This is a genomic window from Flavobacterium sp., assembly GCF_043780635.1.
In the GTDB taxonomy this organism is placed as follows: domain Bacteria; phylum Bacteroidota; class Bacteroidia; order Flavobacteriales; family Flavobacteriaceae; genus Flavobacterium.
Genome location: NZ_JAYWCK010000035.1, coordinates 12,260 through 29,789 on the forward strand (window position 1 = coordinate 12,260; position 17,530 = coordinate 29,789).

The window sequence follows — 17,530 nt, forward strand, 5'->3', positions numbered from 1 at the left end:
AATATTAAATCTGAAAAAACCGTTTCTAAAGTTGCTTGAAAATTATTCATTATAACATAAAAAATAAAATCATGGAAAAACAAGTCGGCATCTGGATAGACATTAAAAAGGCAATAATTATTACCCTTGAAGGTCAAAAAGAAGAAAGAATTATCGAAGTAGACTCTAATGTTGAAAACAGCGTTTATCACAACAAAGAAGGCGACCAAGGAACTTTCTCAGGAAGTCACCACGGTGACAGTGAAACTAAATTTGACAATCGAAGAAAAGAACAACATGATTGTTACCTTAAAGACGTTGTTTCAATTGTTAAAGGGGCTGATTACTTATATATATTTGGTCCAGGAGAAACTAAAACAAAACTGGAACAACGACTTCGGGATGAAAAATCTCTTGGCGAAATCAACTTAAAAGCTGTCGAAACTGCTGACAGTATGACCTTAAACCAAATAGTCGCCCAAGTTAAAGATTTTTACAATCCTCTGAAACGCAAAATTGATTTGGCACATCGTTTATAAATTTTAAAGAAAAACTATTCAAAACCGCAATTTAAATTGTAATTTGCAAATCGGGATTTTTTATGAATGTATTATTATTTTATTTTCCCTTAACTGTTGCCTCTACATTTCTTTCAATTGTGTGTCCGGGTCTTGACCATTTTGGTTTTTCGCCCAGTGGAGCAAATTTAGAGTCAATGGCTTCAACGGTTTCGCGTTGGTAAACTTTGGCAAAAGGTTGTTGGTTTTTTAGTCCTAAAATTTCGAACATTTTCATATCCTCGTTCACGTCATTATTGGGAGTCGTAAGTAATTTATCACCCGAAAAGATAGAGTTGGCGCCGGCCAAAAAGCACATTGCCTGTCCTTCGCGACTCATATTTATTCTTCCTGCCGAAAGACGAACCTGAGTTTCAGGCATTACAATTCTGGTTGTGGCCACCATTCGAATCATTTCCCAGATTTCTACTAGTTTTTCACCTTCAAGTGGAGTTCCTTCAACGGGAACTAATGCATTAATTGGTACAGATTCTGGTTGTGGGTCCAAAGTGGAAAGAGCTACAAGCATTCCTGCTCGGTCTTCAATACTTTCGCCCATCCCGATGATTCCGCCACTACAAACGGTTATATTTGTTTTTCGAACATTATTTATGGTTTCCAAGCGGTCTTCAAATCCACGAGTCGAAATCACTTCTTTATAATATTCTTCTGAAGTATCAATATTGTGGTTGTAAGCATACAAACCGGCTTCGGCCAATCTTTGTGCTTGGTTTTCGGTAATCATTCCAAGGGTACAGCACACTTCCATATCCATTTTATTGATGGTACGAACCATTTCGAGTACTTGGTCAAATTCGGCACCATCTTTCACATTTCTCCACGCAGCACCCATACAAACTCGTGATGATCCACTGGATTTTGCTTGTTCCGCTTGCTCTTTGACTTCGCTTACGGTCATTAAATCATTAGTTTTTATAGAAGTATGGTATCTTTTTGCTTGCGGACAATAGCCGCAATCTTCAGAGCAACCACCTGTTTTGATAGACAATAAAGTGGAGACCTGTACCACGTTTGGATCGTGATGTTCCCTATGAATAGTGGCCGCTTCATAAAGCAAATCCATCATAGGTTTAGTATAAATTGCAATAATTTCTTCTTTTGTCCAATTGTGTTTAGTGATGCTCATCGATCTGATTTTTTGATGCTTCAAAAGTAGTCAAATTGATCTGAAGTAGCAAAGTTGATGTGTTGAAAAAAAGATACATTTTCAATATTTAATAACAAAGCCTAATCTGCAGCATATTTATTGTTCCAATATAACATCAGCAAAAAGACAACAATTACTGAGGATGCAATTCCTTCAAAAAGTAAAGAAATACAATAGGTCATTATTGTTGGAGTTCCTCCAAACAAAAAAGTCTCTGATAAAGATTGTACATATGAGTCTCCTCCTTTAATATAGCTGTAAACTAGCAATCCTAAAACGGTTAAACAAACCCCAATAATTGAAGTGAAAATTGCAGAGAGAATATTTGGAATGTATTCCTTTTTCCCTTCAGCAAAATTCATTTTTAAGGTTCTGTTTACTCCGTAAAAAACAAAGACGACATTTAATAGACGTAAATAGTACAAGTCCGCAAGTCCCAAAATCTCCATCAATAAAAAAAATAGGGCAATTGAGATTGCAATAATTAATCCGTTATACAATTCTTTGGGCAGTTTCATAGAATTAGTTTTTAGAGGGTTAAAACAATACTTCTTTGATAAAGAGAAATTTAAGAATCAAATTTACGTAAAAACAATTACATTTTTTAGAACTAGAAAGATTTTATAAGTTGCTAAAGTTTATTTATATATGTTAAAGCAGTATTCTTATCTTTTTCTAATTGTTCTTTTAGCAAGTCAACAGAGTCAAATTTTTGTTCCGGGCGAAGGTATTCAAGTATAGAGACTCTTATTTCCTGGTCATATAAATCAGAGATAAAGTCAAAATAATGGACTTCAATGAATAGATGTTCTCCAGCTACAGTTGGATTAAATCCTATATTCATCATTCCGAAAACGGTTTTTTGGTTGATAGTGCTTTTTACAACATAAACGCCGTTTCGAGGAATAAGCTTATAATTTTCTTCAATTTGAATGTTTGCTGTGGGAAATCCAATAGTTCTTCCCAATTGTTTTCCCTTGTAAACGGTTCCCGTCAAAAAGTATTCATAACCCAAATACTCATTGGCCAAAGCCATATTTCCTTCCATTAAGGCATTTCTGATTTTTGTTGAACTTATAGAAACATCATTAACTTCCTGAACTGAAATTTGTTCTACTTCGAAGTCATATTCTTTGCCAAAAGTGATTAAGTCGTCGATGTTTGCAGTGCGGTTTCTTCCAAACCGATGGTCGTGACCAATAATTATTTTTTGGATGTGTAATTTATCTAAAAGAATGTTTTTTATAAATTCCTGAGCTGTTAATCTTGAAAAACTTTCGTCAAAAGGATGTATGACGAGATTTTCAATTCCTATTTTTTCTAATAGATCAATTTTTTCGGGAATGGTATTGAGTAATTTTATTCCTGATTGTTCCTGTAAAACCATCCTTGGATGCGGAAAAAAAGTAAGCACAAGGCTTTCATATTTGCCATTTTCAACATTTTGAGTTAGCCTTTCTAAGATTTTTCTGTGACCAGCATGCACACCATCAAATGTACCCAAAGTGAGGATTGTTTTTTTTGTGGAATGGAAATCATTTATGGAATGAAAAATCTTCAAAGCAATTGTTTTAAGTTGGTGCAAATTTATACTAATACCGCTAGTTATTTCAAATTAGTCCAATAATAATTGAACTAAATGAAATATACAGCGGCATTATACCAAAAGCTTTGGACTAAAATATAATAAGTAATGGTATAATAATAACAGATAAAAAAAGAGGATTGAAATAAATCAATCCTCTAAAAATCTATATTTGGCAAAACTATTCCTTGATGAATTGCAGCGTTTTTTTCTGATTTTCTTTCACAATGGTAATAAAATAAACTCCATTACTTAATGCGGAAGTGTTTACGGTTAAATCATTTTCTTTTGATACTACTTTTCGACTAACGATTTGACCTAGGCTGTTACTAATCGTTAGAGTGTTTGGCAATCCAAAATCACTTGGAACGTGAACATTTAAAGTTCCTTTTGTTGGATTTGGATAAAGATAAATATCATTTGATGCTTCAAATTTGTTAGTTCCAAGCGTATTTGTTGTTAAAGTTTTACTTTCGCTTGAGGTAAAAGACGCCCCAGAAGTAACAACAATTGCTCCGCTGTTTGTTTTAATATCATAATAACCATCACCGTTGGTCGTACCACAACAAATTCCGTCACCGGCAGAATCATTTATGGTAAAAGTATAACATTGATTGCTAGCTAATGTCCAGGTTTGAGTTATTAATGTAGGAAGTGGCAAAGCAGGTTTATCTGTATATGGTCCGCCACTATATATTATGGTTCCGGATCCATCTTTTATGCTCCAAGTTGTTTCGCTTCCCCATAAGTCTTGTTGTAATCTAAACTCATAGTTAGTATAAGCATAATTAGAAGGAGCTATTGGAATAATGAAAGTTCCAGACGCTGTATTGTTTGTTAACCTTTGGTCTGTTCCTCCATTAGCGGAGGATATACTAGTAACATTAATAGTTCCGTTTGAAGCTGAATTTATTGTAATTGGAAAAGTTGCCGATTTATTAGTAGCCAAATCACCAGACCAATTATAGACTATGTTGCTTCCTCCATTAATATTGTAATTTAATGTTGCTGATGTCAAATTGCTCGTGCCTCTGTTATAAATTGTTATTTTTTGAATAGTTTGGTTAGGTATGGCTCCACAAATACTGGAAGGGTAATACCCTTCGAGTTTAACTTCTGCATCAATAGCAAACAAAGGGATAGCAGCATTTTTAGTTGAAGTTTTTAGTGAGCTTCTTCTTGCTGCATTGTTAATTATAGTTGTTATTCTGTCTTTTTGATTTAGGGTAAATATATCCATACAAGCATCATCCGTATAATCCATATAATTATCCACCATTTCATTTCCATTAGCATCACAATTCACAACTATAGGGCATCCATAGTTGGCGTCATGGTGAACGGGCGTATCTGCACAATAATCATCACCGCAAGGTGAATCACCCCAAATATGTAATAATCCTAGCCAGTGTCCTACTTCATGAGACATTGTTCTTCCTTTGTTGTATGTTGCATCCAATAAAAATGATCCATCATCATAAGCTTTGCTTCCAAACACATCATAGTTTGACACTACTCCATCAGTATTAGCTGTACCACCATTTGCAGAAAGACCACCTAAAGATGAGCCATCAGGAAATTGTGCATATCCCAAAAGAGTTTTATCAGTAAATTTCACACTCCACATATTCATATATAATGTAGGGTCCCAAATAGTGGAAGGCTTCAGGGTAGCTTCAATATCAATATCAGACCAAGAGGATTGATTAAGACTCACTCGATCAATTCCGTTTGTTGGGTTTCCGTTTGGATCTTGTTTGGCAAGTTCAAATTGGATTTCCGTGTCTGCGCCAACAGGATTTGTGTTATACCCGGGCGTTGCTAACATTTTTCTATAATCTTGGTTCATCACTGTAATCTGTGATTGTACTTGAGCATCAGTAATGTTTGGGGCAAGACCAATAGCTTCGCCATCATATATCACGTGAACAACGACTGGAATTGTTATTACTGCTCCGGCTGTTTTAGAACTGGTTCGCATCGCTTTGTATTTTTTAACTAATGGAGCCAATCTTGCTTCAAACTGAGCGTTTGTCATCCTTTTAGGATTTTTTTCCTGAAGATATTTCTCGTACTCTGTTGTGGCACACCGAATGTGACTATTATTTGGATTTATAGTTCCTGCTGTAACGGGTTTACCAAAAAGCGTTTTGTTTGTTGGTTTATTATCCTGGCTATAGGTGTTGCAAAAGGAAAACAAGCAAAAGATTGCAAGTGTAATCTTGATAGAAATGGGGGCCGTTGTTTTCATTTTATGAAAAATTTTTTGTCAAAGTTAAGGATTTTTTAATTACAGTATTTAAAAAAGTAAATAGTAGGAAATCAATCCTCTAAGGATATTATTTAACAAAACTACTCTTTGATAAACTTCAAAGTTTTTTTCTTATATCCTTTTTCAATAGCAATAAAATAGGTGCCACTATTTAAAGATGCAGTGTTAATTGTAAAGTCATCTACATTAAAAAAAGTTTCGGTTTGTATTATTTGGTCTAAAACGTTGCTAATCTTATAGCTATTCAAAAACCCTGAATTGCTGGGTGTTTTGACATTTAAAAGTTCTTTTGTAGGATTTGGATATATATAAAAATCATCAGAATCTACAACTATTTCTGCTTCGTCTAAATTAATGCTAAAAGTTTTACTTTCAGTTGTTGAAAATGATGCTCCAGAGGCAACAACAATAACACCGTCTGAAGATTTAATGTCATAATAACCAGCTCCAAATTCGCAACATATTCCATCGTTTTCAATGTCATTTATTGTAAAAGTATAGCAGTCGTTATTGGAAAGCGTCCAGTTTTGAGTTATTAATGCTGGCATTGGTGTTGAGTCTGTATATGGACCGCCGCTGTATAAAATTGATCCTGAATCATTTTTTAGGTCCCAAGTAGTTTCGCTTCCAAATTCGTCTTGTTGTAATCTAAACACAAAATCAGTAACGGTATAATTAGGAGACGTGTCAGGAAGTACAAATGTTCCAGATGCCGAGTTATTTGTAATCCTCTGATCTGTTACCCCATTAGCTTTTATAATTTTAGCATTTATCGTTCCGCTTATTGATGCATTTATAGTAACATCAAAAGTATTCGATTCATTTGGGGCTAAATTTCCAGTCCAATTATAGGTCTTATCAATACCGCCATTAATATTATAAGTTAATATAGCGGAAGACAAATTAATTGTTCCTCTGTTATAGATAGTTATTTTCTGAGTAGTTTGGTTAGGAATAGCTCCACAAACGGATATAGGACAGCTTGACTCAAGTTTCACTTCAGCATCATTTGCAAGCAAAGGTATTGGTGAAGTTTTTGTTGAAGTTTTTAGCGTAGATCTTCTAGGCGAATTATCCATAACGGCTGTTATTCTGTCTTTTTGATTTTGGGTAAAAATGTTCATACAGGAGTCATCTGTATAATCCATATAGTTTTCGACCATTTCATTTCCGTTGGCATCACAATTTACAACCGTAGGGCAACCATAGTTGGCATCGTGGTGAACAGGTGTGTCTGCACAAAAATCATCACCACAAGAAGTATCACCCCAAATATGTTTTAATCCTAGCCAGTGACCTACTTCATGAGACATGGTTCTTCCTTTGTTGTATGTTGCATCCAATAAAAAAGTTCCGTCATTATAGGTAATACTACCAAATACATCATAACTAGAAACGACTCCATCAGAGTTTGCGTTACCGCCAGTAGTGTCAAGGCCCGGTAAACCCGAAGCGTCAGGAAATTGCGCATAGCCCAAAACTGTACTATCAGTTAATTTAACGCTCCACATATTCATATATAATGCAGGATCCCAAATCGTTGCTGGTTTTACCTTTGAATCAAACTCAGTATCTGACCAACTTTCTTGGCAAAAACTTATTCGGTCAATTCCGTTTGTTGGGTTTCCATTTGGGTCTTGTAAAGCAAGTGCAAATTGTATTTGAGTATCAGCACCAACTGGGTTTGTATTATACCCGGGTGTTCCTAACATTTTTCTATAATCTTCGTTGAGTACTTTAATCTGCGATTGTACTTGAGCATCAGTAATGTTTGGTGCCACTCCAATTGCTTGACCGTTATGTATCACGTGAACAACAACTGGAATTGTGATTATTCCGCCACTTTGAGATGTAGTTCGCATAGATTGATAATGCTTAACTAATGGAGCCAACCAGGTTTCAAACTGAGCATCAGTCAATCGTTTTGGGTTTTTTTCTTGGAGAAATTTCTCGTATTCTGTAGTTGCACATCGAATGTGTCCATTAACTGGATTTACATTTTCTGTCTTTATTGGTTTGCCAAACAAGGTATTTTTTGTTGGTATTCTGTTTTGACTATAAGTCAAACCTAGAATAAACAAACAAAATACAACAAACAAATTATGAATATGAGAAGTGTTTTTCATTTTAAATAACTAGAAAAGACCAAATTAAATATAATTTAAATATAAAAAGATTTTTTCACTTTCTTATTTTCCATTAAAAGTAGTCATCATATTCTCTAATCCTGCAGTCCCAAAAGATTTTATGATTTCGGAAGCCAATTCTAATCGTTCCGGAAGTGCAACTTTTTCGTCTTCGTCCCATTCACCAAGGACATAATCTATTTGCTTTCCTTTTTTGAATTCGTCGCTGATGCCAAAACGGAACCGGGTATAATCGGTTGTGTTTAAAGTGACGTGTATGCTTTTTAGTCCATTGTGTCCGCCATCGCTTCCTTTTTTTCTAATGCGGATTTTTCCAAAAGACAGGTTCAAATCATCCGTGATTATCAGTATGTTTTCTAATGGAATATTTTCTTTGTCCATCCAATATTTTACCGCTTTACCGCTTAAGTTCATAAAGGTGTTGGGTTTCAAGAGCAAAAAGGTTCTTCCTTTGAATTTGTATTTGGCAAGCGCGCCCAGTTTCAAGGTTTCGAAGTTGATTCCTTCCTTTTTTGTAAAAAAATCGACAATTTTAAACCCTATATTGTGTCGGGTATTTACATATTCGGCACCAATGTTGCCAAGTCCAACTATTAAAAATTTATTACTCACGTTTTTTATATTGTTTTTTTGGTTTTCGATAAGCTCCGGTTTTATACGATCAGTGTTGTCTTCTGTTTTTATTTTTGAAAACAATGTGTTTAACCATTTTATCATATTGCAAAAGTAAACTTAATTTTTTAATTTTTTTTAAAGCTATCAGCCTTATAAAGGCTGGAAGCTTTAAAAAATTTGTTGTGAAAAGGAGTGTTTTTCATTAGCCCCGATGGCAGTGGAAATCCCACGTCAATGCGAGGCACGAAGCAATTTCGTGGATTGAAGCGAACAGCGGGAGCAATGGTCATTAATTTGCAAATCGTAGTGCTCCTTAAAACAAAAAAAGCACCAGTTTTACAACTGATGCTTTCTTGAATTGTTCGAAAAATATTATTTTTTCTTTTTCCCTGCAGGAGCTTTTGCTGCTTTTGCTGCTTCCTGAGCTGCTTTCATAGCTGCACGAGAAATTCTTACTTGAGCAACAACAGTGTTTTCTGGGTGCAATAATTTGTATTTGTCAGAAACAAGTTTCGTAACATACAATTTGTTCCCCATTTCAAGTTGAGAGATTTCTGCCTCTATAAAATCTGGAAGATTTTTTGGTAATGCTTTTACTTTTAATCTACGAGTGTTTAAACGTAAAACACCTCCTAAAAGTACTCCTGGAGATACACCAGTTACTTTTACAGGAACTTCCATAGTGATTTCTTTGTCGTCAAATAACTGAAAGAAGTCAATGTGTAAAATTTTGTCAGATACAGGATGTACCTGAATGTCTTGTAAAATGGCATTGAATGATTTGTCTCCAAGTTCAATCACAACAGTGTGTGCGTTTGGGGTGTAAACCAAGGTTTTGAATGCTCTTTCGTCTGCTGAAAAATGCACTGGTTGATTTCCTCCGTATATAACGCAAGGAACCGCTCCAGCATTACGTAAGGCTTTAGTCGCAACTTTGCCCACGCTTTCTCTTTCTGATCCTTTAATTGTAATCGATTTCATTGTAAAAATTTATATAGTTAATTATTAAACTCATTGTTAAATTAGCTTTTGGCCTTTGCGTAAATGAATTACATCAAAAACTTCCCGCTAATGGAATTGTTATGTTGTACCATGTGCATTACTTCAGCAAAAAGAGGCGCACAACTCACCACTCTTATTTTGTTTGATTCCTTCTTTAACGGAATAGAATCGGTAACTATTAATTCGAGTAATTTCGAATTTTCTATTTTTTCGTAAGCACTTCCAGATAAAATGGCGTGTGTACAAATTGCTCTCACGCTTAATGCTCCTTTTTCTATCATTAAATCTGCGGCTTTCGCCAATGTGCCTCCGGTATCAATCATATCATCTACCAGAATTACATTTCTTCCTTTCACTTCACCAATCAACTCCATCGTGTCAATGATGTTAGCTTCTTTTCGTTGTTTATAACAAATTACCACATCTGATTCTAAATACTTTGAATAGGCATAAGCTCTTTTAGAACCTCCCATATCTGGCGATGCAATAGTCAAATTTTCAAGATTTAAACTTTTTACATAAGGCAAAAATATTGTCGATGCAAAAAGGTGGTCTACTGGTTTTTCAAAGAATCCCTGAATTTGGTCTGCATGCAAATCCATCGTCATAATTCTTGTTGCGCCGGCAGTTTCTAATAATTTAGCCACTAATTTTGCTCCAATCGGAACTCTTGGCTTGTCTTTTCTGTCTTGTCTTGCCCAACCAAAATAAGGTATTACTGCTGTGATATGTCTGGCCGATGCGCGTTTTGCAGCATCAATCATAAGCAATAATTCCATTAAATTGTCAGCACTTGGAAAAGTGGAACAGACAATAAATACACGTAAACCCCGGATTGACTCTTCATAAGATGGCTGAAATTCTCCATCACTATATTTTGCCATTGTCATTTTGCCTAAAGGAATTCCGTATTCTTTAGCGATTATCTCTGCGAGATAAACACTTTCTGAGCACGCAAAAATTTTAGCTTCTGGTTCTAAGTGTGACATTTAGTATGTTGTTTTATTCCGCTACGCTCCACACAATTGGGCTTTGACATTTGTCAAAGCTTGATGTTTGTATACGTCTCGGGTGTAGTTAGTTAGTGTGTTTCGTTTTACCGAGGTGCAAATTTAGGAATAAAATCGAACTCTGAAAGGAAAATTTCGAGTATTTTTATTAGAAACGTTAATATTATTTTTTACATTTGCACCGTGTTAAAGGAAAAAGACGTTTAGCTACCACTAAATATCTCTTTATTGCGTGAAATAACTGTTGTTATTTCTGTCTGCTGAAGCCCGGATGGCGGAATTGGTAGACGCGCTGGTCTCAAACACCTGTGGGAAACCGTGCCGGTTCGACTCCGGCTCCGGGTACTTAAAAAGTCTGTAATTGTGTTGTAAATCAATACATTACAGGCTTTTTTTAATTCAAAAACCCAACCATTGCCCGACGTTTTTATTTTCTGCCCTGCTTCCAAGACGATTCTTTTATAATAAAACGTTCCATTTAAGGAATTGTAATTAATAATGAGGCTGTTATAGAAAAGTCAAAATAAAGTAACAATCATAAAATTTGGGATGAAAGAATAAAACCTAATGCTGGAATAAATCTGGTATTAGGTTTTGTTTTTTAGTATCATTTACAGCCGTTACATCTGTTTTGTTGTTTTTAGATGGTTCTCAATGTTTTTTTGCTATATAAATAGTTTTTGTAATGATTTATATCCAACGGTTTTCCTGAAAATATTTCTTCTGCGTTGTTACCTTGCAAAGAATATTGTGGGCGCATTGTATTGTAAGTTGGAACATCTTCTCCTAAAGCATACATGGTGTAAAATTACAGAATAGCCAATAATTGTTGTGTGGATAAAAAGTTGATTTTAGCGTATTGTTGATAAATAAAATAGACTGTGTTTATTTCCAAAAAGTTTGGAATGACAATTTATTTTAAGATTTTCTCAATCGCTTTCAATTCTTCCTGAGAGAAATTCAAGTTATTCAAACTGTCTATATTATTATTTAATTGGCTTACTGAACTTGCGCCAATCAAAACTGATGTTACTCGCTTGTCTTTTAGCAACCAAGCCAATGCCATTTGAGCTAAGGACTGGTTTCGTTCCAATGCAATGGTATTTAATTGGGTAATTTTCTGGATTTTTTCTGCGGTAATATCATTTATTTTTAAAAAACTGTTCGGTTTTGAAGCTCTAGAATTTTCTGGAATTCCCTTAAGATATTTATCAGTTAATAGTCCTTGTGCCAAAGGGGAGAATGCAATGCAACCCACTCCTTTCTCTTCGAGAACATCCAATAATTCGTCTTCTACCCAACGCTCGAACATAGAATATTTCGCTTGATGGATTAGGCAGGGTGTTCCGAGTTGTTTTAAAATCGTGGCTGCTTCTTTAGTTTTTTTCGCAGGATAATTAGAGATTCCAGCATACAAAGCCTTACCGCTTCTTACAGCATAATCCAAGGCCATCATTGTTTCTTCGAGAGGTGTTTCTGGATCGAATCTATGGGAATAGAAAATATCTACATAATCTATATCCATTCGTTTCAGACTTTGGTCTAAACTCGACAATAAATATTTTCGGGAACCCCAATCTCCATATGGGCCAGGCCACATTCCATAACCAGCTTTGGTTGAAATTACAATTTCATCTCGGAGGTTTCCTTGAAAATTATTTTTTAGAATTTTCCCAAAATTAGTTTCTGCAGAACCCGGAACCGGGCCATAATTATTGGCCAAATCAAAATGGGTAATTCCTTTGTCAAAGGCTTCTTTGGCAATGCTTTCCGCATTTTCAAAACTATCTACAGAACCGAAGTTGTGCCATAATCCTAAAGAAATTTGCGGCAATAGTAAGCCGCTTTTTCCACATCTATTGTATTTCATAATTGTTTTTTATTTGCTGCTAAATTTATAAATTTTTGTTTTTTAATCACATCCATTAATGTCACAACTATTGCTGGTCGTGGTATTTACCAAAGTCACTTTCGAATCAAATTGTCCTTCTTGCCACACTTTTTCTAAAGTTTGTAAAAAAGCCGTTGCCGGTTGTGCGCCAGAAATGGCATATTTATTATCGAAAACAAAAAAAGGAACGCCTTGAACGGCTATAGCATTTGCCTCTTGAATATCCTGTTTCACTTCTTTGCTATAAGCGTTAGAATGCAAAACTTGTGCAACATCTTCGGCTTTAAGACCTATGGCGATTCCCAGTTGGCTCAATATATTCAAATTATTCAAATCTTTGCCATCTGTTAAATAGGCTTTAAATAGCATTTCCTCTAATTCGTTGGCGAGATCATGTTTTTTTGCCAAGTGTAACAATCGGTGTGCGTTATGGGAATTAGCCAAAACCGCTTTTTCAAAATGAAAATCCAATCCTGCTGTTTTTGCATTTTCGGTCATATTGTCGACCATAGTTTGAGCCCAATCCATGTCTTTTCTGTACTTTTCTGCCAAATGTTCGATTATATTATCTTCGGGAGAGGAAATAAAACCAGCATCCAATTGAAAACTTTTCCATTCGATTTCAACGGCTTCATTGTGTTCAAAAAGGGTTAAAGCTTCTTCGATTCTTCTTTTTCCTATATAACAAAACGGACACATAATATCCGACCAAATCTGTACTTTCAATTTATTTTCCATTTTGTGATTCCTTTATTGGCATTGCCAATCGATTTTGTATTGCAAAAATAATCAATTCGCTTTTGGCTGTTTTTAATTTAGGTTTTTATTGTGAAAGGTTTAAGGATGAATTTCCTCTTATAATATATAAGATAAAAATTACTCCAGAACGGAACGCAGTTCTTTTCGATAATTCGAAGCACTCTTGCCTGTAAACTCTTGAAATGTTTTATTGAAATAGCTGAAGTTATTGAAACCACTTTCGAAACAAATTTCAGTAATGCTTATGGGTTTTTCCGCCAATAGTTTAGAAGCATGTACCAAGCGATATTCATTAACAAACTTGGTAAATGTTTTCTGGGTTATCTTTTTGAAATAGCGGCAGAAGGAGGGAACAGTCATACTGACCAATGCAGCGACTTCATCTAAAGTGATTTGCTCTTGAAAATTATCTTTCACGTAATTAAAAACCGTATTGATTTTGTCATTATCCTGCATTTGCAAATCCATCGAAAACCCTTCGGCATTCAATACCTTGAATTCTGTGGCCTCTTCCATTTCATTTAAAATAGAGAGTAAAGTGAGCAGTCTTTCAAACGGAAGCTGATTTTCAATAAGCTCTAGTTTGCTTCCTATTCTTTTTTTGGTTTCACCAATAAAGACAATGCCCGCTTTGGCTCTATTGAAAAGATGTTTGATATTTTTCATTTCGGATATTCCAAAAAAATCAGTGCCAAGGAAGTCTGGCTTCATATGTATCACCGTTTCTTTTTTATTTCCTGTGTTTTCATCGGTAAAACCGCAATGTGGCAAATTACTTCCTATAAGAATTACACTGCCACTGGTGTAATAAGAAATATGGCTTCCCACTTGACGTTTGCCTGCGCCACCATTAACATATACCAATTCGATTTCGGGATGGTAATGCCAAAAGTGGGATTTGCTATTCTCATTATTGACATATTTGGTCAAAGTGAAGGAACTTCCGAACGATGGTTCTATTATTTCTAAGGTAGGAACTAACTTTTTCATAATACTATATTTTAAAATCAATACAAAATTAACCTAAAACAATACAATATTGTCTTTTTTAACCTATTTCGTTTTCGTAAAAGGTAATATACTATATAAATAAGAAAATAGGGAGTTGTTGTGCTCCAAATCACTGCAATATCTTTGCTTCAAATAAAAATCATTAATAACTTAAAAAAGTAAATTATGAAAAAGATTCTAAAATTTAGTTTAGTGTTGGTCGTAGCATTAATAACTATGAACGTTCACGCTGGTACTGTTGATTTTACATTAGTTGTAAAAAAAGAACAAGGAAAGATGGTAACTTTTGCTTTGAATAAGATGAATAATGTTAATTTATCTATTTATGACGCTGAAGGTAAAATAGTTCACTCAGAAAAGGTGACTTCCCAAAAGATTATTAATAGAACTTACGATTTAAAAGCTTTTCCAGAAGGAACTTATTATTTGGAGGCTGAATCTGAAATGAAAATTGTTAGATATGAAATTTCAGTTGTTGGAGATACAGCTACATTGTCGGATACTGCTATTTCAGAAGTTTATAAACCAGTATTTGGTGAAAAAGCAGGATTGATATCGCTAAGCATTTTCAATTTGGATAAATCTTCCGTTAATATAAAAATTTACGACAATGAGGAAAACGAAGTTTATGCCAGTGATAAACTAACGGATCAAAATATAACGAAGTTTTTTGATATCAAAAACATTAAGTCTGAGAAATACACTTTTGTAATGAATTATAACAACAAGATATTTACGAAAACATTTCCTAACTGAAGTTATTAATTAATTTGTGAATTAAAGCAGCTCCATTTTGGAGCTGTTTTTTTATTCCTATATCTTTCCTAAATTTTTTTTGAATACAAAAATAATTTTCGCGCATGCTTCTTGATTCTATATTCTAGTGTTTTGGTCAATTGATTTATACATTCCAAACTTGATTTCATCCCACATTTTGTTTTTCTAATGAATTTTTTTGATCAAAACTCAATTAAAAGACCCAAAGCATAATTTGGTTTTTGTTAAAGAACACCCAAATTTTGCTTTTTGCCTAAATTAATTATTTTATTTTTAAATTTTCAAATCATTGACAGTAAGGCTTTTGAATAATTATAATTTGCCAATTGTTCAAAAAAACGAAACTGTGCTTCCAATCTTTGGCACGCTACTTGGATATACCTATTCAAATAAGTAAAAAAGCGAAAGCCGAAAAGCTCACGAGTAGGCAAAACCCAAATTATATTGATTATGAAAAAAATTACCCTTTTAGTCGCTAGTATCTTCCTTATTGGAAGTGGTGTAGCAAATGCAACAGAAAAAAATGATAGAAGATCTCCTGTTGATTTTAGAAATGCCGATCCAATTGTATTCACGGAAAGAGGCGTTGAGTTCTACGTATTCCCTGACGGACAATTTGATTTTAATACGCGTCCTTCAACTGACGATATGTATTATAAATCAGGAAGAAGAAATGGTCCAAATAAAACGTATGGATTTCCTGCGAATGGGCAGAATAGAAATTACGGTGTAAAAGTAGAACATGATTACACAGGCAAAGTAAGACGTATTGGTAATGTGTTTATTAACTATGATGCAAATGACAGAATTAAACGAGTTGGTTCTGTTTATATGACTTACAACCGTTATGCTTTAACACAAGTAGGTGGTTTGCAAATTATCTATAACCGTCGTGGTCAAATTGTTGACATTTTTGGAACTGTAAAAGGAGGTAGAGAATATCAATACGGCCAAAATAACGATGATGAATGCAACAATCATGATTCTGGTTATAACCAAAACAATAATAACGACAACAATCATGATTATGGTAATAACCAAAACAATAGTAATGAAGATTACAACTATTATAGAACTAATGGTGCAAAACCCAAAGTAACAGGAAGTTTAGATGTCAGAATAAATAATTAGATTTGTTAAAATGGTTTGTTAGAAAACTCCCGTTGGTATTTGTATCAGCGGGATTTTTGTTGCTTTGTTTCAAAAAATCGTTCTATCACACATGACATTATCTAGGATTTTGAAAAAAATCAAGCAACTATTTTGCGCAAAGGTTTTAGTGTCCGTTCAAACATTTATTTTACAATCATTTTAGAAATATAATCTCCTACCTTTTGATTTTTTTTAGAAAATAAAATAAATCCAATGAAAAAAAACGGACATAAAATAATATCAAGTAAATCAAATAATCTTCTAATTATGATTCGTAAAATTCTATTAGTCCCAAAAAAGGATTTTTCATCCTCTAGATATAACCCTAATTTAAATAAACGTTTTCCTAATGTTTTTCCAAAAACTATGTCTTGCGATAATTGGATTATATAATAAAACAAAATTCCAATTGCAGTATTCGTATAGTAATTTCCATCTGCATTTTTAGTGCCTATATATGGCGATAAGAATTTCATTATAGTTGCATAAAATAATATATCTACAACTGCACTTAAACCTCTTATCACTATGTATTTTATTTTATCCTCTTTCATAACTATTAATTGAATTTTTTACGAAAGTAAATATAGGAAAAATTGGTAATTTTGATTTTCTAAATAAAAATATATTCCCGAAGTTTCGGGATTTTATACTATTTCTTCTCAAAAAACCTTTCTATTACTATCGAAGTAAACATTCTCGCACCAGTATCGTTCATATGTCCGCAGGAAGAAAAATATTGATCTCCTTCCACCACATTTTCCAGATTGTGAATTTCGGGGTAAATCTTGTTTGCTTTTTCAAAATAATCCAGTCCTTTCACATTGGTACACATTGGCGTCATCACGGCAATTAGATTGTAATGGTTCTGCTTGCAAGTTTGCTTGATTTCCTCGTAATATTTGTTGCGAATGGGTTTCAAAGCCCTGATGTCATTCTTCATATTTCCGGGTTTATGACCCAAAGGATGATAGCCCAAATGATCCAAAATATTCGTCGGTTTGCCCCTTGCGGTATTGTACATTTCCCGGAAACCAATGAGGGCATCAAAATCAACATAACGATAAAAAGGAATATAATACAACTCATTAAAGTTTTCCAGCTTTGAAAAATGTTCTTTGATTACTTTGGAATGATGAATGTAAGGAAGGAATTTTGCAGCAATAGCATCGGATTCTTTTTCGTTGCAAAGACCCAAATCGGCTTCCAGAATCACGGTTTTTATTTTATAGTGGCGTTCTGCCATCAATTTCAGCAATAGTGAAGCTTCGAATAAATGCGCACCGCTCATTCCGTAATTGAAGGTTTTCAGTCCTTTCTTTTCAAACAGTTCGGGCACGAAATGATTGTTGGCTCTTGATGAACCCAAAATCAAGACATCATAATTTCCGGCTTTGGAATTGAAGACTTTTTCCACTTTTCCACGATTGGAAGAATGCAAAAACACGGTTGTATAAGTCCAGTCCAGTACTACTAAAAGTACCAGCAACGTGAGTAAAATTTTGGCAACTACTATTATAAATTTTTGCATTAGAATTGAAAATAAATAAATTCTTTATAATCGGCATAAGTTCCCAAAGCGATAATTGCCAAGAGACATAAAGT

The 17,530-nt window shown here is 34.2% G+C and carries 17 protein-coding genes and 1 tRNA gene; 4 read left to right on the plus strand and 14 right to left on the minus strand.

Features of this window, described 5'->3' with window-relative positions:
- Nucleotides 1-71: 71 nt before the first annotated feature.
- The gene (locus ACH2BV_RS03155) at nt 72-518 is read left to right on the plus strand and encodes a hypothetical protein (RefSeq protein ID WP_395049243.1); all 447 of its coding nucleotides are present in this window, start codon (nt 72-74) and stop codon (nt 516-518) included.
- Between the two features lie 79 nt (nt 519-597).
- Here the strand turns inward: ACH2BV_RS03155 and bioB are convergent, their stop codons facing one another.
- From bioB to ACH2BV_RS03195, 8 genes are all read right to left on the minus strand, one after another.
- Nucleotides 598-1,683: a biotin synthase BioB gene (gene bioB, locus ACH2BV_RS03160; protein WP_395049245.1), complete on the minus strand. Its 1,086-nt coding sequence runs from the start codon at nt 1,681-1,683 to the stop codon at nt 598-600.
- A 101-nt stretch (nt 1,684-1,784) separates the two neighbouring features.
- Complete coding sequence (locus ACH2BV_RS03165) at nt 1,785-2,222, minus strand: hypothetical protein (RefSeq protein ID WP_395049247.1); 438 nt, start codon at nt 2,220-2,222, stop codon at nt 1,785-1,787.
- Between the two features lie 113 nt (nt 2,223-2,335).
- Entirely contained in the window at nt 2,336-3,265 is a 930-nt protein-coding gene (locus ACH2BV_RS03170) for a bifunctional riboflavin kinase/FAD synthetase (protein WP_395049248.1), read from the minus strand.
- Between the two features lie 205 nt (nt 3,266-3,470).
- Nucleotides 3,471-5,540, minus strand: a complete 2,070-nt coding sequence (locus tag ACH2BV_RS03175; RefSeq protein WP_395049249.1) for a T9SS type A sorting domain-containing protein — start codon at nt 5,538-5,540, stop codon at nt 3,471-3,473.
- A 101-nt stretch (nt 5,541-5,641) separates the two neighbouring features.
- On the minus strand, nt 5,642-7,687 hold the full coding sequence (locus tag ACH2BV_RS03180; protein ID WP_395049251.1) for a M43 family zinc metalloprotease: 2,046 nt from the start codon (nt 7,685-7,687) through the stop codon (nt 5,642-5,644).
- 63 nt (nt 7,688-7,750) lie between these two features.
- Nucleotides 7,751-8,425 carry an aminoacyl-tRNA hydrolase gene (gene pth, locus ACH2BV_RS03185; RefSeq protein WP_395049252.1) on the minus strand — a complete coding sequence of 225 codons (675 nt, stop codon included), beginning with the start codon at nt 8,423-8,425 and terminating at the stop codon, nt 7,751-7,753.
- A gap of 270 nt (nt 8,426-8,695) precedes the next feature.
- A complete protein-coding gene (locus ACH2BV_RS03190) occupies nt 8,696-9,304 on the minus strand; it encodes a 50S ribosomal protein L25/general stress protein Ctc (protein WP_395049253.1) in 609 nt (202 codons plus the stop codon).
- A 68-nt stretch (nt 9,305-9,372) separates the two neighbouring features.
- Nucleotides 9,373-10,314, minus strand: a complete 942-nt coding sequence (locus ACH2BV_RS03195; RefSeq protein WP_395049255.1) for a ribose-phosphate pyrophosphokinase — start codon at nt 10,312-10,314, stop codon at nt 9,373-9,375.
- Between the two features lie 286 nt (nt 10,315-10,600).
- Here ACH2BV_RS03195 and ACH2BV_RS03200 point away from each other — a divergent pair.
- Nucleotides 10,601-10,680: transfer RNA gene (locus ACH2BV_RS03200), tRNA-Leu, on the plus strand.
- A gap of 295 nt (nt 10,681-10,975) precedes the next feature.
- Here the strand turns inward: ACH2BV_RS03200 and ACH2BV_RS03205 are convergent.
- From ACH2BV_RS03205 to ACH2BV_RS03220, 4 genes are all read right to left on the minus strand, one after another.
- Nucleotides 10,976-11,134: a hypothetical protein gene (locus ACH2BV_RS03205; RefSeq protein ID WP_395049256.1), complete on the minus strand. Its 159-nt coding sequence runs from the start codon at nt 11,132-11,134 to the stop codon at nt 10,976-10,978.
- A gap of 114 nt (nt 11,135-11,248) precedes the next feature.
- A complete protein-coding gene (locus ACH2BV_RS03210) occupies nt 11,249-12,205 on the minus strand; it encodes an aldo/keto reductase (protein ID WP_395049258.1) in 957 nt (318 codons plus the stop codon).
- A 42-nt stretch (nt 12,206-12,247) separates the two neighbouring features.
- Entirely contained in the window at nt 12,248-12,964 is a 717-nt protein-coding gene (locus ACH2BV_RS03215; protein WP_395049260.1) for a DsbA family oxidoreductase, read from the minus strand.
- A gap of 138 nt (nt 12,965-13,102) precedes the next feature.
- Nucleotides 13,103-13,975, minus strand: a complete 873-nt coding sequence (locus ACH2BV_RS03220; protein WP_395049261.1) for an AraC family transcriptional regulator — start codon at nt 13,973-13,975, stop codon at nt 13,103-13,105.
- A 186-nt stretch (nt 13,976-14,161) separates the two neighbouring features.
- Between ACH2BV_RS03220 and ACH2BV_RS03225 the strand changes: the two genes are divergently transcribed.
- On the plus strand, nt 14,162-14,752 hold the full coding sequence (locus ACH2BV_RS03225; protein ID WP_395049262.1) for a secretion protein: 591 nt from the start codon (nt 14,162-14,164) through the stop codon (nt 14,750-14,752).
- Between the two features lie 471 nt (nt 14,753-15,223).
- Complete coding sequence (locus ACH2BV_RS03230) at nt 15,224-15,904, plus strand: hypothetical protein (protein WP_395049263.1); 681 nt, start codon at nt 15,224-15,226, stop codon at nt 15,902-15,904.
- Nucleotides 15,905-16,068: 164 nt separating this feature from the next.
- On the opposite strand, the gene ACH2BV_RS03235 is transcribed toward ACH2BV_RS03230, so the two are convergent.
- Both ACH2BV_RS03235 and ACH2BV_RS03240 read right to left on the minus strand, forming a co-directional pair.
- On the minus strand, nt 16,069-16,479 hold the full coding sequence (locus tag ACH2BV_RS03235; protein ID WP_395049265.1) for an RDD family protein: 411 nt from the start codon (nt 16,477-16,479) through the stop codon (nt 16,069-16,071).
- A gap of 98 nt (nt 16,480-16,577) precedes the next feature.
- Complete coding sequence (locus ACH2BV_RS03240; protein ID WP_395049266.1) at nt 16,578-17,456, minus strand: hypothetical protein; 879 nt, start codon at nt 17,454-17,456, stop codon at nt 16,578-16,580.
- Between the last annotated feature and the right edge of the window lie 74 nt (nt 17,457-17,530).